Source organism: Pseudomonas sp. ASL3, from assembly GCF_056680425.1.
In genome coordinates, this window is record NZ_CM155281.1 from 94440 (window position 1) to 108856 (window position 14417).

Below are 14417 nucleotides of genomic sequence, written 5' to 3' on the forward strand. Positions count from 1 at the left end.
CAAATAGATTCGGTCGAGCTCGGGTTGCCGTGCGATGTGCTACCTGCCTTTTGTCGGCTCCTGCATCGTCGTTAGCGAAGCCAAAAAAAGGCGGCTACCGCTCGGTAGCCGCCTTTTTCATTGCATCAGCACACTTCAGTCCGGCAGTTTGAACGCCAGGATGTAGTCGCCTTGTTTGGTGCCCAGCGAACCGTGACCGCCCGCCATGACCAGCACGTATTGCTTGCCGTCCTTGCCGGTGTAGGTCATCGGTGTGGTCTGGCCGCCTGCCGGCAGGCGACCCTCCCACAGTTGCTTGCCGTTACGAACATCGTAGGCGCGCAGGTACTGGTCCAGGGTGCCGCTGAGGAAGGCTACCCCACCCGCAGTGGTGAACGTGCCGCCCAGGCTTGGCACGCCCATTGTCAATGGGAGCGGGATCGGAGAGCTGTCACGCACGGTACCGTTTTTGTGTTTCCAGATGGTTGTGTGAGTCGTCAGGTCCACGGCCGCCACATAACCCCACGCTGGCGCCTGGCAAGGCAGGCCCATGGGCGAGAGCATCGCTTCGAGAATCACGCCATACGGCGCGCCCTTGTTCGGCTGCACGCCTTTGGTTTCGCTTTTACGACCTGGACCACCTTCGACCTCGGCCGCCGGAACGAGCCTGGAGGTGAACGCCATGTAATTCGGGTTCACGAAAGCGATCTGACGCACGGGGTCAACAGAGATACCACCCCAATCGAACACGCCGAAGTTGCCTGGATAGATGATCGAACCTTGCAGCGATGGCGGGGTGAAGGGGCCGTCATAACGCAGGGATTTGAAGTCGATCCGGCAGAGCATCTGATCGAACGGCGTCACGCCCCACATGTCGCGCTCCTTGAGGGGAGGCGGCATGAAGTTCAGGTCGGACTTGGGCTGGGTTGGTGCTGAGCGATCGCTTGCGACAGCGCCCTGCGGAACCGGGATTTCGTTGATGGGCACAATCGGCTGACCGTTAGTGCGGTCCAGCACATAGACGCTGCCCTGCTTGGTCGACGCAAGGACTGCCGGTTTCACGCCATCAGCGGTTTTCATGTCCATGAGTGTCGGTTGACCGCCCACGTCCATGTCCCACAGGTCGTGATGGGTGAACTGGAAGGTCCAGCGCACGTGCCCGGTGTCGATGTCCAGCGCAGTCAGGCCCGCGCTGTATTTTTCTGATTCCGGAGTGCGGCCACCCCCCCACTGGTCAGGCGTCTGGTTGCCCATCGGCAGGTAAAGCATGCCGAGTTTTTCGTCGACGCTGAACATCGACCACATGTTTGGCGAGTTGCGGGTATAGGTCTTGCCCGGAGCGATAGGGGTAGTGTCATCCGGATTGCCGCTGTCCCAGTTCCACACTAGACGACCGGTGTGCACGTCAAACGCACGAATCACGCCGGAAGGCTCATCGGTGGACACGTTATCGGTGACGTGGCCGCCGATCACCACCAGGTTTTTGGTCACGGCAGGTGGTGAGGTGGAGTAGTAACCGCCAGGCGCGAAGGTGCCGATGTTGGCGTTCAGGTCGACGGAGCCTTTGTCGCCGAAGTCTTCGCACAGTTTGCCGGTGTCGGCGTTCACCGCCATCAAGCGGGTATCGGCCGTCGGCAGGAACAAACGACGCGGGCACGAGTTGGCGGTAGTCGCGGCGACGGCAGGCGTTGCCGGGCTTTGTGCAGGCATCGCCGAAGCAGTGGGCGCAGGAGCTGCAGCTGCGGCATAAGCGGCGTCATCGTGATATGCCACGCCACGGCAGGTCATGTGTGCCCAACCCTTGAAGTTGGCCGCTTTCATGGTGCTGATCTTCGGATCGAAACGCCAGATTTCCTTGCCGGTGTCCGGGTCCAGTGCGATCACCTGGCTGTGTGGCGTGCACACGTAGAGCATGCCGTTGACCTTGAGCGGAGTGTTTTCGGCGGTGGTTTCACCCGGATCGTTCGGCCCGGGGATGTCGCCGGTGCGGTAGGTCCAGGCCGGCACCAGCTTGCCGGCATTTTCAGGGGTGATCTGCGCCAGCGGCGAATAGCGATCACCGAAAGCGGTGCGACCGTAGGACTGCCAGTCACCGTCGGGCATGGCCGGGGCGGTGTTGGTGGTACCGGCAGTGTCGCGACCCAGTTGGCCCTTGATTTCACCAAGGTTGATGAACTGGCTCGTCAGCGCGGCAAGACCGGCGAGGATCACGGCGATGCTGAGTGCGCCTGTACCCATTCCCGCAGACTGGCCGCGCAACAACGGGCCGCGGAACCACGGCAGTAAAAGCACAATGCCTAAAGCGAACCACAGCGCCAGACGTGGCACCAGTTGCCACCAATCCAGACCGACTTCCCACAGCGCCCAGACCGTACTGGCGAACAGAATCAGCGCGTACAGGCCCAGTGCAGCACGATGTCCGGCGATGAGCAGTGCACCGGTCACGGCAAAGCCGATACCCGCCAGCAGGTAATACAGCGACCCCCCCAGCAGACTCAGTTTTATCCCGCCAGCCAACATGGCCAGGCCCATCAGCAGCAACAGCAGGCCGAGTAATGTGGGTAACAGGCGGGTTCTGCTCAAAGCACCATCAGCGCTCATAGTGTGTTTCTCCATGATGATTAAGGGTTGCCGCTGTGTTCGTTAAGCCTGCTCGTGAGCCTAGTTCAGACGGAGAACATGCGTATGAGCCACCGATTTTCGATCGACAGGCGCTCGGCACCGTGATCAAGATTCGACGGGCTTTGTTCATAGGCACCTGCCTGTGCGCAGAGTTCAGTAACAGTGAATCGATCGTTGCGAGCCGCTAGACTCCCTGCAATGCGCTATTCAGCGTGGAGCAAAGGTGGCCAATTCAAGGTCTCGGCATGCTTGGCTCTTCCCGCTGCCGGAAGGCTCGGCTAAGGTGCGCACCTTACGGGGCAAGTCCCCCTCACATCAGTTCGAAGGCCTTGCATGACGACATCCAACAACAACCCTCTGCATGGCGTAACGCTGGAGCAGATCCTCACCGCGCTGGTGGCGCATTACGAGTGGTCGGGATTGGCTGAACGCATCGATATTCGCTGCTTCAAGAGTGATCCGAGCATCAAGTCGAGCCTGACTTTTCTGCGTAAAACACCGTGGGCGCGGGAGAAGGTCGAAGCCTTGTACATGAAGTTGCAACGCAGCAAAGGTTGAGTGATCGCGTGTTGCGCGGGACTCAGGACTCAAGGACAACAATGATGTACAGCCAGCACACGCAACAGGCGCAGGGGCAGCGCAGCTTTACCCTCATCGCGGCACTCTTGGGATGGTCGGCTTTGGCCATTCAGCTCTACCTGATTTTTATCGCGCGGTGGGCAGATCAAGCGAGTCTGCTGGGCGGGCTGGTGAGGTTTTTCAGTTTTTTTACCGTGCTGAGCAACACCTTGGTGGCGACTGCCCTGACGTGCGCGATCAGCACCAGAGGCTCCAGTGGTCATCGATTCTTCCGCACCCCGTGGGTGTGCAGTGGCATTGCGGCCAGCATCGCGCTGGTGAGCATTGCTTATAACCTGTTGCTGCGCCATTTGTGGCGACCCGAAGGCTGGCAATGGATCGCCGACGAATTGCTGCACGACATCATGCCGCTGCTGTTTCTGCTGTATTGGTGGCTCTACGTGCCGAAAGGGCTATTGCGCCCGAGTCATCTGCTGTTGTGGATGATCTATCCGCTGGTGTATTTCGCCTACCTGCTGTTGCGCGGCGATTTGATCGGCGACTACATGTACCCCTTCGTCGACGTCGGCACGCTCGGTTATCCACAGGCCTTTATCAACGCCGGCGGTGTACTGGCGGGGTTCGTGCTGATTTCACTGGTGCTGCTGGGACTTGACTGGCTCAAAGGTCGCAAAGCCAGGAGCTGAACCCATGCGGTCCGCTGAGGACCCCATGGCATTCATCTCAAATGGCCAACTCAGCTTTCGTCGGACTCGTCCAGCCGCCAATAGCCAACGGTTTTGACCGAGGCTTCATCCAGGCCGAACTCGTTCAACAGCACACGACGAAGCTTGCGCGACAACGCCGTTTCAGTTGCCACCCAGGCGTACAATTTGCCTTCCGGCATTTCCAGCCTGCGGGTGACCTCCACCATATCCTGCTCACCCCTCACCACCCAGATCACGTCCACCTGCGCCGGGCTGTGCAAGGTCTGTTGCTCGGACGAATCGGCGATCTCGACCACCACCAAAGCGGCACGATTGGCAGCCAGATTTTCCACGCGACGGGCAATGGCGGGCAGGGCGGTTTCGTCGCCGATCAGCAGGTAGCTGTCGAACATATCCGGGACGATCATCGAGCCGCGAGGACCTGCGATGTGCAGGCACTGTCCCGGCTCAGCCTGCGCCGCCCAAGTGGCGGCAGGGCCATCGCCGTGGAGGACGAAATCGATGTCCAGCTCGCCGGTCTCTGGGTCATAGCGTCGTGGCGTGTAGTCGCGCATCGTCGGGCGCGGGCCGTCGCTTGGGGAGCCAGGAACGAAGGTGTCGAGTACGGCCTGCTCTTCGGGCGTTTGGGCGAAGATCAATTTCACGTGGTCATCCGTGCCCAGACTGATGAAGCCCTCCAGTTGCGGCCCACCCAGGGTGATGCGGCGCATCCGTGGCGTCAGGTCGACGACGCGCAGCACGTCCAGTTTGCGGCGTTTGATTTCATGGCTGATACGGTGAATGCCTTGCTGGTGATCGCCTTGCGGGTAAATAGTGTGCTGCGAATTCATCAATACTTCTCCGAGGCGCTGAGTGGGCCATCGACGATGGCTTTAGCGGTGTTGTTCAGCAGATCGCGCACGCGCAGGATTTCTTCCGCGCTCCAGCGACCGTGATGCAGTTGCAGCGCATGACGCAGGTTATGCACGGCTTCATGGATTTCCGGCGGCCGATCGTGGCCACGTAAAGAGCGTTTGCTGACGTCGATGCGCATGCGTACACCCTCCAGCGCGACGGCTTGCTCAACCAGTGATTGCTGGCCGGCCTGGGTGACGGTGTAGCGTTTTTTTCCGCCCAGAGCGTCGCCGAGGATCAATTCGCTTTCCTCAAGAAAGGTTAACGTCGGATAGATCACGCCGGGGCTGGGGCTGTAGGCGCCATCGAACATGCCTTCGATCTGGCGGATCAAGTCATAGCCGTGGCAGGGTTGTTCGGCGATCAAGGCGAGCAGCAGTAATTTCAGGTCGCCGGGGGCGAAGACGCGTGGACCGCGACCGCCGCGTTCACGACCGGGGCGTTTTTCAAAACCATCGCGACCGTCACCGTGTTCTCGGTGGGTATGGTGAGGGGGGTCACCCATATCTCTCATTTTTCTCTCTCTCCTGCGTAAGTTAGATATACCTTAAGATATATCTAACTTTGCACGCAAGAGCTAAAGGCGAACGGTTCTTATTGGGTGCTTGCCTGCATGGGCGCAGTCGGGACCTGGCACTCGGTATGGTTACCCGGCGTCAGGTAAGGGTTGAGGAGCGGGGCCATGCCCTTGAGCACTTGCACCGGTAGCGCCGAAGTGAATTTGAAGGCTTCAGACGCGCGGCCGGGCACGAATGCCGTCAGCGTGCCGTAATGGTTGGCACCGATGTAGAACACAAAGGTCGCGGTGCGGTTGATCGAATGCGAAGCCAGTATTCGACCTCTGGTGCCGAAGCTCTCGATCCGGTTGTCACCGGTACCGGTTTTACCGCCCATGGGTAGCACAGTGCCGTCTGCGAGTTTGAAACTGCCCTGCACGCGCCTGGCCGTCCCGGCATCCACCACCTGCGACAGTGCTTCACGCATGGCCGTCGCGACTTCCGAGGGCAGTACACGTTTGCCCAGATCGGGATTGTTCGTCAGCCGTGTTTCGTAAGGCGTACCGGCGGCAAAATGCAGGCTGTCGACGCGCAATACCGGTAGGCGGATGCCATCGTTCTGGATGATCCCGATCAGCTCGGCCAACGCCGCCGGGCGGTCGCCAGAGCTGCCGATGGCCGTCGCCAGTGACGGCACCAGATGGTCGAACGGATAACCCAACCGTTGCCAGCGACGATGGATGTCGGTGAAGGCTTCGATTTCCAGCATGGTGCGAATCCGGCTGTCGCGGGCGCTCCGGTGGCGACTTTTGAACAGCCAGCTATAGACCTCTTGACGCTGTTGTTGACTGGCGGCAACCGCATCCTTGAACTGCGCTTGCGGGTGCTCCAGCAAGTAACCCATCAACCACAGATCCAGTGGGTGAACCTTGGCGATGTAGCCTTGATCCGGGAGGTCGTACGCGCCGGGCCCGTAGTTCTTATACAGTTCGTCGAGACGTTTGTCGGTCAGCTTGTCGATCGCCACTTTGTCTTCGGTCAGATGTGAGCGAACGAAGGTGTTGAACGCGTTCTGATCGGCGTTGGGCAGCAGGTAGCGATGCACCGCGGCCAAGCGAATCGCCGTGGGGTGCATGCCGTCGAGGAAGGTGTCCAACCGGTCCTGGGTGGACTTGCCCTTGTAGCGTTTCCAGAAACGAAGGAGATATACCGTGCCCTCGCGATCGGCAAAATCGCTCAGATATTCCTGGCGTTTGGGATCGTCATCGTTCGTGAGCAATTGGGCACTGCTGTTGGGTGACTGATAGATGCTGTAACGCACGATGTCGCGCATCAGGCGAATGAACGGCAGGTTGATCGATTCGCGTATCGCATCGCGCAAGGACGGGCTGCGGCCGTTGTCTTCTTTACGAAAGTTGTCGAAGTGGTGCATGCCGCCGCCGGTAAAGAAATACTCCCCGGGGCTGGCGGAGTACTGTCTGTCCAGCGATGCCGAGAGCATTTTCGACAGGTCCTGGTCCTTGTTCTGCATCAGGTAATCGAGGGCCCAGCGGGTCAGATGATCCTGCTCTTCGACCGGGACTTTTTTCAACTCGGAAGGGGCTTTCCCTGCATAGCGCTGATGCAGTTCGGTCATGATTTCCAGGTAGCTGGTCAGCACCCGCATTTTGGCCGTAGAGCCCAGCTCCAGCTTGCTGCCTTCGTTGATATCGAAAGGCTGGTCGGTGCTGTCGGTCTGCACCCGTACCCGTGCGCCATCCGGGTCGCGTTCGAACAACGTGAAGCTGTAACTGACCTGCCGGGTGCTGGTCGGGGTCAGCAAGTGCTCGCCGATCAAACCGAGTTTTGCAGCGACAGCCGGGTCTGCCAGCTCCCGCAGGTATTGGCTGACGCTGGTCTGCAAACCGTATTGCAGGGTACTGGTCGCCGACAGGTCCAGGCGGTCCAGATCATACAGCGGGCGATTGAGCAGCAGTGACAGGCGAGTGCGGGCGACGGTGATGCCTTTGGTGGTTTCGATGGGCTGAATCGTCGGTTGTTGCGCCCAATCGCGGTAGCTCACCACGCTTTTCAGCGCTGCATTCGCTAGCGATTCATCAATGATGCCGTTCTGCGCCAGCAGGCGAATATGGCTGTCGGTCAGTTGCGCCAACTCTTCGCGTCCTCGGGCCAGATAATGCGAAGGCCGACGCTGGGCAATTACCAGAGACAGCACCTGACGCAGCGCCAGACCTCGCTGGGCGAGGCTCTTCGGATCGTTGGCAGTGGAGCTGAGTTGCTGATTGACCTTGTCGAAATCCGCGCCGTACCAGACGCGCAAACCTTCAGCCAGGCCATGCACTTCGCCATGCCCGGGCACTGCGGACAGCGGCACACTGTTGAGGTAATCACGCACCACCCGTTGCCGGACTTCGAATGTCTGTTGGCCAGGTAGATAAGCGCGAACACTGGCGGAAATCATCTGCCGCAGCTTCTCCCCGCCTGACTGCGTCAAACCATCGGGTGAATGGCGATACTTTTCCAATTGCGTGGCCAGCGTACTGCCACCAGCGGATTGGCCGGGCAGGGCGAACAGTTTGGCCGCTTGCGAGAACGCCGCCTTGGCAAAGCGCGGCCAGTCGACGGCGGGGTTGGCCAAGGGTTGCTCCGTGTCGAGCAGGTCGCGGTTCTCGATGAACAGCAAGCTGTTCACCACCAACGGCGGAATCGCGGCAAAGCTGGAATAGAGATGCTGCGGATAGAGGAACTGATAGAGCGGCGCCCCCCGGCAATCGGTAATCGATAACCCCGCCTGAATTTTCTCCTGATATGGCACGAAGAAGCCGTGTTGGCTGTAGATGAGCAGGTCAGGGGAGAACCGGGTTTGTTGGGTCACCAAGTAATCGTGCTTGAGCAGGCGCGGCAGAAACTCATCCAGCGCCGAATAACCCAAGCGCTTATCGAAAGGGCCCTCACCGGGATACAGAATCGAGTTGCTCGGTCCCGGCTGCATCGAGTAGCTGAGCATGGTGGCCAAGCGACTGAACTCACGGGCTTGTAGTTTGGAACTGCGGGTTTCGGTAGCTATGGCATAGCCTAGGGCTATCAGCCCCATCAGTACCAGCAACCAGAACAGACGCCACCCGTACCGTTTACGACGTGGACGTTTCGGCAATGGCGCGTCATCAGCACCGTCAGTAGGGATCACGGTCTTTTTAGTATCAGAATTCCACAAAGCGCCCATATTCGATTGGCCCGGTTAATCATGTTAATCGCACCTGTCACAAGCTTAGACGCTGGCCGCCATCGGGGAAAAATTTGTAAGACGTCCGTAGGTAAATTCTTCAAAAAAAACAGTGGGCGATACCCGGGAATCACGAGCGCACGAAGTTGGAGCGTGAGGTGGAGTGAACTCAGAGGCGGTCATATGAGGGGGAAGCGAATTGGCAGAATATATACCTCTATGAAAGGTGTTTTTGCCGTGAATTATCGCCAAATAAAGGTGTTTATATAGTTAATACCACTGGCTGTGGGTTTTTATACTGCGCGACTATCGCGAGAGGGTGCGTCTGACCCTTTCCGGTTGACGCTCTTTGTCGAGGCCTGTGGCGCACCGTTGTTGTGCAATGCTCGCCGCCGATTTCAGTAGGACTATTCCTGCATGACGGGCTCGCTCACAAGGATGAGCTTGATAATGCGGCGCGTCGGCTCACCCGCCGGTGCTTTGAATCGTTGACTGACTACATCCAATAACAATACGAGGTTGTAAATATATGCCAGTCGGCAAGCGCACTTTGCACGCTGAGACCGCTCAAGGCGGTCCTCTGAAACGAGAGTTGGGCGAGCGGCACATCCGCCTGATGGCTCTGGGTGCCTGTATTGGTGTCGGCCTGTTTCTCGGTTCTGCCAAAGCTATCCAAATGGCGGGACCAGCGATCATGTTGTCCTACATTATCGGTGGCCTGGCGATCCTGGTGATCATGCGCGCCCTCGGTGAAATGGCCGTGCACAATCCGGTCGCAGGGTCGTTCAGCCGTTACGCACAAGACTACCTCGGCCCCTTGGCAGGCTTCCTCACCGGCTGGAACTACTGGTTCCTGTGGCTGGTGACCTGTGTTGCGGAAATCACCGCCGTGGCCGTCTATATGGGCGTCTGGTTCCCCGACGTGCCGCGCTGGATCTGGGCGTTGGCGGCTCTGGTGAGCATGGGCACCATCAACCTGATTGCGGTCAAAGCCTTCGGTGAGTTCGAGTTCTGGTTCGCCCTGATCAAAATCGTCACCATCATCGCCATGGTCGTGGGCGGCATCGGCGTGATCGCCTTTGGTTTCGGCAACGACGGTGTCGCGTTGGGCATTTCCAACCTGTGGAGCCACGGTGGCTTCATGCCCCATGGCGTGCAGGGCATTTTTATGTCCCTGCAAATGGTGATGTTCGCCTACCTCGGCGTCGAAATGATTGGCCTGACCGCCGGTGAAGCGAAGAACCCACAGAAAACCATCCCCAGCGCCATAGGTTCGGTGTTCTGGCGGATTCTGTTGTTCTACGTCGGCGCGCTGTTCGTGATCCTGTCGATCTACCCGTGGAACGAAATCGGCACCCAGGGCAGCCCATTCGTGATGACCTTCGAACGCTTGGGCATCAAAACCGCCGCAGGCATTATCAACTTCGTGGTCATCACCGCTGCACTGTCGTCCTGCAACGGCGGCATCTTCAGCACCGGGCGTATGCTTTACAGCCTGGCGCAGAACGGCCAGGCGCCGCGTGGTTTCGCGCAAACCTCCGACAACGGCGTACCGCGTCGTGCATTGCTGCTGTCGATTTTTGTCCTGCTGCTGGGCGTATTGCTCAACTACCTGGTGCCGGAAAAAGTCTTCGTCTGGGTGACGGCAATCGCCACCTTCGGTGCGATCTGGACCTGGGCCATGATCTTGCTGGCGCAGCTGAAATTCCGCCGCGGCCTGAGCACGACAGAGCGTGATCAACTGAAATTCCGCATGTGGCTATGGCCGCTCAGCTCCTACCTGGCGCTGGCGTTCCTGATTCTGGTAGTCGGCCTGATGGCTTACTTCGAAGAAACCCGCATCGCACTCTACGTTGGTCCTGCGTTTCTGGTGTTGCTGACGGTGCTGTTCTACGTGTTCAAACTGTCGCCGAAAACCGAAACGGTTGGCGTGGTACGTACGGCGTCGTAACGCACAACCTGAAACGCAAAAGCCCCGGTCAGTGATCCGGGGCTTTCGCTATCTGCCTTATGATCCAGATCGCCTTCGCAGCGTTGCCTGCTCCCATCAAACAACGCATAAATCATTGAAAATAAAGCATAATTTTTATGCAATTTTCAGCCTAACGCTGACCCCCTGTAGGAGCTGACTTGTCTGCGATCCAGTGCGAAGCGCTGGCAAAAATGGTGAATCCACCATCGTCGGAAGGTCCTTCGGCCCTTTTCGCAGACAAGTCAGCTCCTACGCCCTCCGGGCAGAATCGCGACCGAGTTTGCTGCGCGACAGCGCGGCGTCGAAGACGCGGCGAGGCCTCCCACGGTTCTTGCATCGCACGTATCCCCTGTGGGAGCAGGCTTGTAACTACGCGTCCCGCTGCGAAGAGGCCGGTACGGTCAGCATTGGATCAAACTACCGCCACCCGCGCAGGTGTCCCCAACCGCTTGCTCCAATCCAGCCAACCCGCCAGCAACATCATCAAGCCCAACCCCACCAGCGCCGTGCAGACTTGCATCGGCCAGGTGTCGCCAGCCAAGGCGTTGGCCATGTCGGCCAGCGGGGCCAGCAGTACGCTCAGGCAGAAGACTTCCAGCGAGTAGCGGCCCATGCGGCAGGTTTGCTGAGCGGGCCAGTTGTCGAGCCATGCCTGGCTGGAGGGCAGCAGTTTCGCGGTGCAGTAGGCCAGCGCCAGGAAGTGCAGCAGACGCACGGGCGAAAGGTCGGTTTTGCTGATGGGATACAGCACGTCGGTGATGGCTTTTGGCATCAGCGCATCATGAAGTCCCGGCCATTTCCACGACACCGCGATCAGCCCGGTAATGACCACATACGCCGCAGAGATCATGAACAACGGTTGCTGCCTCAGGGGGCGTGGCGGCCGAACACTCAGTCGCTGCCCACGAACGGCGCAGGCACCGCCAAGGACGAACAGCAGTTGCCAGGCCACCGGATTGAAGTACCAGACACCGCCTTCATACGCCGGAAGATTCCAGCCAAACAGCGGCACCATCAGGTACAGCGCAATCGACAGACCCACCACGTATTCGGCTTGGCGTAGCAGCCACGGCAGGATCAGCGGCAAAGCCAGCAACAGCAGAATGTAGAGTGGCAATGGGTCGGTCAGGTTGGGTTTGAAGCGCAGTAACAACTCATCGGCCAACGCTTGTTGTGGATTTCTGACGAAGTAGCCCAGACCCATTTCCTGAACCATATCGCGGGTTTCGACATGAGTGTTGGCGACGAAGACGATGCCCATCAGCAACGTCAGCAGGAAAATATGCACCACATACAACACCCATGCCCGCCGCAGGATACGCACGCAAGCGACGGCAAAACCGTCGCGCTGAGCAATGCGCCCATAGGCCAGCACCGCCGCGTAACCGGCGAGGAACACGAAGATTTCCGCGGCATCGCTGAAGCCGAAGTTGCGCACGGTGAGTTGTGAGAAAGGGTTGTCGGGGACGTGATCCCAAAAAATGAAGATCAGCGCCAAACCTCGAAAGAAGTCGATTCGATGGTCGCGTTCGATAGGCATGACGGCAGGCTCTTGAGCGGGTATGTAAGTAAGGATGGTCGTGCGGGGGCAGAGGTTCCGCGCCGCATGTCGGGGGCGCGCAGGGTGGCGTTATTGGCCGGTAAATGCAAAAAATGGGTATTGCTGAATGTCTCAGGGCGCTTTCGCTCCCCGCGACGGTAAAATCTCCGACCCTGGGTCATGCGCTCTGGTTCACGAGGGTGTTTTTGTTGCGCTGCATGTGGGTATCAGTCAGGCATACAGCAACCTGGCCGCCTTCAGTGTGGCGGTGTCATTTTCGTTCTATGCCAATGCCCGATACACCTTTAAAGCTCAGACCTCCGGGTCTTGTTTTCAGGCATAAGTTTGGTCTGCGGTTATCTCTACTCCAAACAGGTGATTTTTCGGGGGCATATGTCTCGAAAATTTCACTGATTGTTCCTGTTAATAATGAAGAACACACTTCTCGATGTTTTCCTCGGGGGTATCATCGCTGGCTCCTGAAGTGTGTCAAGAATACAGCGTCAATGTAATTGCGCAATGGATCCTGGGTGGCCAGGCCGATGGAGCACGTGTTGAAGTGGCAGCGTTACGACCGGGTGTAACCCGCTGGTTACAACGATGGAGTTTCTGACCGCGCTCCATACACGACAGCAGAAAATGTTCTTTACTTTCTTTTTGACAGTCAACGCGTGGGTCATCTGGTTAGCGTTTGGTCTGCCTTGATTAGCCGTTACGACTGTCGGCGAAGGAGAACATTATGGCGCTTTTTCAGCATCATACTGGGACGAGTATTCGACACCTTGCCTTGTTTGCTCGTGAGTGTTGGCTATTGCCCATTGTGGTACTGGCAACGCTGGTGGATTTTCATGATGTAACCAAGCCGGTCATGTGGACCGACGAAGCCTTAAGTGTGCTGCTGAGTGCCTATTCACCGGCCCTCATCTGCTTTCACACCGCACAAGATGTTCATCCACCTTTATACTTTCTACTGTTGCACGGGTGGATGACTGTATTTGGCACTGGGGTTTTTGCGTTACGTGCCATGAGTGTGTTGGCGGGTGTGGTGACCGTTGTTCTGAGCGTCTGGCTAGTGAGTTTGATTGCGTCGCGCCGAGCGGCTATTTTGGCGGGGCTGCTACTGGCCCTGCTGCCTATCTCCGTGCGTTACAGCCAAGAAGTGCGGATGTACTCGCTTCAGGATGTCTGGTTAATGGGGGCGACTATTGCACTCATATACTGGGTTAAAAATCCACAGCGTTATCGTTACTTGGTCATGTATACGTTACTCATGACGGCGGGATTTTATACGCATTATTTTGCGGGCCTGTGTGTGATGGCTCACTGGCTGTATCTGTCTTTACTACGGCTTCAACCCTCAAAGGAATGTCACCTCGTCACACGAACGTCCTGGTGGCTTGCCAATGGTGCCGTTGTATTCCTTTATGTGCCCTGGATACCTGATTTAATCGGCCAGTTGTCTGACACGGTAGACATAGGCTATGTATTGCCCCCCACAGGTTTCACGTTGCCTTCCGCTATTTGGCAATTTCTGACGCTGGAGGATGGGCGAGATTTCTCATGGCCGATTTATGTGGCTCTCCCTCTGGGAATATTGGGGGTCTCGGGGTGGATTGTTCTGCGTGACAGAGGGCTGTACAGGTTTAATACGTTAGTGGTTATTTACGCTTTCGTTCCCATGTTGGTAGTGTTTTTAATTTCCTTTAAACAGCCATTTTTCGTACCTCGCTACCTGTCGTTTGCGGCGATTGGCTTGCCGCTAATCCTGGCGATTACGCTTGATCGGTTAGCCCAGCATTTTCCATGGTTCGCCATCGTCTGCCTGACAGTGTTGGTCGGTCTGGAGGGGGGCGGTCTTTATAATGTGTATATGCAGAGAAATAAGTTGAATGACCCCCTCCGTCAGCAAAATGATCATACCGATAGGGTGGTTGACGAAATTAATAAATACTTTGTTTCGGGTGATCGTATCGTGGTGGACGGTGATTATTGGTACATGAGTGTTATCTATTACAACACGTCCGGAACTCAACCGCTGCTCTATACGCCGCCGTTGCCCGATGGAAGCTCTGGTCGCCCCGACAGTGACGGCGCAGGAACTTTGTTCTATCAGAACCCGGATAAAAATTTTCTCGACAGTCTCGAGGTGTTGCCCCCCGAGACACGGCGGGTATGGCTTCTGTCTGATAGCGACGCAGAAGACTTGGTGCAGGTGCCCGATAACTGGCAACCCGTGCGTACGTTGAAGGCTGGCGACACGCAAGTTCGGCTTTATTCCATTCGCAGGCAAGATCCGCAGGCTACAGCTAGCGTGCGTATGAAACGCTAAGAGGACTCGCCGCGTGCAGCACTAACGCCGCTGAGTCCCGACGATATCTCTTCGGCGGGACTCAACGCATTAGCC

Annotated in this window: 10 protein-coding genes; 5 read left to right on the top strand and 5 right to left on the bottom strand. The window is 57.7% G+C overall.

Annotated features, from left to right (window positions below):
- Nucleotides 1–135: 135 nt before the first annotated feature.
- Nucleotides 136–2580 carry a glucose/quinate/shikimate family membrane-bound PQQ-dependent dehydrogenase gene (locus tag AC1MEE_RS00420; protein ID WP_480413169.1) on the bottom strand — a complete coding sequence of 815 codons (2445 nt, stop codon included), beginning with the start codon at nucleotides 2578–2580 and terminating at the stop codon, nucleotides 136–138.
- Between the two features lie 354 nt (nucleotides 2581–2934).
- Between AC1MEE_RS00420 and AC1MEE_RS00425 the strand changes: the two genes are divergently transcribed.
- Both AC1MEE_RS00425 and AC1MEE_RS00430 read left to right on the top strand, forming a co-directional pair.
- Nucleotides 2935–3159 (top strand): VF530 family protein, encoded by a 225-nt coding sequence (locus tag AC1MEE_RS00425; RefSeq protein WP_480413170.1) that lies wholly within the window; start codon nucleotides 2935–2937, stop codon nucleotides 3157–3159.
- Between the two features lie 44 nt (nucleotides 3160–3203).
- On the top strand, nucleotides 3204–3866 hold the full coding sequence (locus AC1MEE_RS00430) for a Pr6Pr family membrane protein (RefSeq protein ID WP_480413171.1): 663 nt from the start codon (nucleotides 3204–3206) through the stop codon (nucleotides 3864–3866).
- A 50-nt stretch (nucleotides 3867–3916) separates the two neighbouring features.
- On the opposite strand, the gene AC1MEE_RS00435 is transcribed toward AC1MEE_RS00430, so the two are convergent.
- The 3 genes from AC1MEE_RS00435 to AC1MEE_RS00445 all read right to left on the bottom strand — a co-directional run bounded on the left by AC1MEE_RS00435 (nucleotide 3917) and on the right by AC1MEE_RS00445 (nucleotide 8501).
- The gene (locus tag AC1MEE_RS00435; RefSeq protein ID WP_480413172.1) at nucleotides 3917–4717 is read right to left on the bottom strand and encodes a siderophore-interacting protein; all 801 of its coding nucleotides are present in this window, start codon (nucleotides 4715–4717) and stop codon (nucleotides 3917–3919) included.
- The gene (locus AC1MEE_RS00440; RefSeq protein ID WP_480416115.1) at nucleotides 4717–5286 is read right to left on the bottom strand and encodes a PadR family transcriptional regulator; all 570 of its coding nucleotides are present in this window, start codon (nucleotides 5284–5286) and stop codon (nucleotides 4717–4719) included. Before AC1MEE_RS00440 ends, AC1MEE_RS00435 begins: the two co-directional genes overlap by 1 nt.
- 89 nt (nucleotides 5287–5375) lie before the next feature.
- Complete coding sequence (locus tag AC1MEE_RS00445) at nucleotides 5376–8501, bottom strand: transglycosylase domain-containing protein (protein ID WP_480413174.1); 3126 nt, start codon at nucleotides 8499–8501, stop codon at nucleotides 5376–5378.
- A 529-nt stretch (nucleotides 8502–9030) separates the two neighbouring features.
- Here AC1MEE_RS00445 and AC1MEE_RS00450 point away from each other — a divergent pair.
- The gene (locus tag AC1MEE_RS00450; protein ID WP_480413175.1) at nucleotides 9031–10452 is read left to right on the top strand and encodes an amino acid permease; all 1422 of its coding nucleotides are present in this window, start codon (nucleotides 9031–9033) and stop codon (nucleotides 10450–10452) included.
- 433 nt (nucleotides 10453–10885) lie between these two features.
- On the opposite strand, the gene AC1MEE_RS00455 is transcribed toward AC1MEE_RS00450, so the two are convergent.
- Nucleotides 10886–12013 carry an OpgC domain-containing protein gene (locus tag AC1MEE_RS00455; RefSeq protein ID WP_480413177.1) on the bottom strand — a complete coding sequence of 376 codons (1128 nt, stop codon included), beginning with the start codon at nucleotides 12011–12013 and terminating at the stop codon, nucleotides 10886–10888.
- Nucleotides 12014–12140: 127 nt separating this feature from the next.
- Here AC1MEE_RS00455 and AC1MEE_RS00460 point away from each other — a divergent pair, with 127 nt between their 5' ends.
- Nucleotides 12141–12356 (top strand): GtrA family protein, encoded by a 216-nt coding sequence (locus AC1MEE_RS00460; RefSeq protein WP_480413178.1) that lies wholly within the window; start codon nucleotides 12141–12143, stop codon nucleotides 12354–12356.
- Between the two features lie 396 nt (nucleotides 12357–12752).
- Nucleotides 12753–14342, top strand: coding sequence for a glycosyltransferase family 39 protein (locus tag AC1MEE_RS00465; protein ID WP_480413179.1), 1590 nt, complete (start codon nucleotides 12753–12755; stop codon nucleotides 14340–14342).
- Nucleotides 14343–14417: the final 75 nt, after the last annotated feature.

What these genes read in the sequence shown, in the direction of transcription:
- AC1MEE_RS00420 (WP_480413169.1), bottom strand. Translation starts at nt 2,580, where the DNA reads ATGAGCGCTGATGGTGCTTTGAGCAGAACCCGCCTGTTACCCACATTA.
- AC1MEE_RS00435 (WP_480413172.1), bottom strand. Translation starts at nt 4,717, where the DNA reads ATGAATTCGCAGCACACTATTTACCCGCAAGGCGATCACCAGCAAGGC.
- AC1MEE_RS00460 (WP_480413178.1), top strand. Translation starts at nt 12,141, where the DNA reads ATGTCTCAGGGCGCTTTCGCTCCCCGCGACGGTAAAATCTCCGACCCT.
- AC1MEE_RS00440 (WP_480416115.1), bottom strand. Translation starts at nt 5,286, where the DNA reads ATGGGTGACCCCCCTCACCATACCCACCGAGAACACGGTGACGGTCGC.
- AC1MEE_RS00425 (WP_480413170.1), top strand. Translation starts at nt 2,935, where the DNA reads ATGACGACATCCAACAACAACCCTCTGCATGGCGTAACGCTGGAGCAG.
- AC1MEE_RS00465 (WP_480413179.1), top strand. Translation starts at nt 12,753, where the DNA reads ATGGCGCTTTTTCAGCATCATACTGGGACGAGTATTCGACACCTTGCC.
- AC1MEE_RS00450 (WP_480413175.1), top strand. Translation starts at nt 9,031, where the DNA reads ATGCCAGTCGGCAAGCGCACTTTGCACGCTGAGACCGCTCAAGGCGGT.
- AC1MEE_RS00455 (WP_480413177.1), bottom strand. Translation starts at nt 12,013, where the DNA reads ATGCCTATCGAACGCGACCATCGAATCGACTTCTTTCGAGGTTTGGCG.
- AC1MEE_RS00430 (WP_480413171.1), top strand. Translation starts at nt 3,204, where the DNA reads ATGTACAGCCAGCACACGCAACAGGCGCAGGGGCAGCGCAGCTTTACC.
- AC1MEE_RS00445 (WP_480413174.1), bottom strand. Translation starts at nt 8,501, where the DNA reads ATGGGCGCTTTGTGGAATTCTGATACTAAAAAGACCGTGATCCCTACT.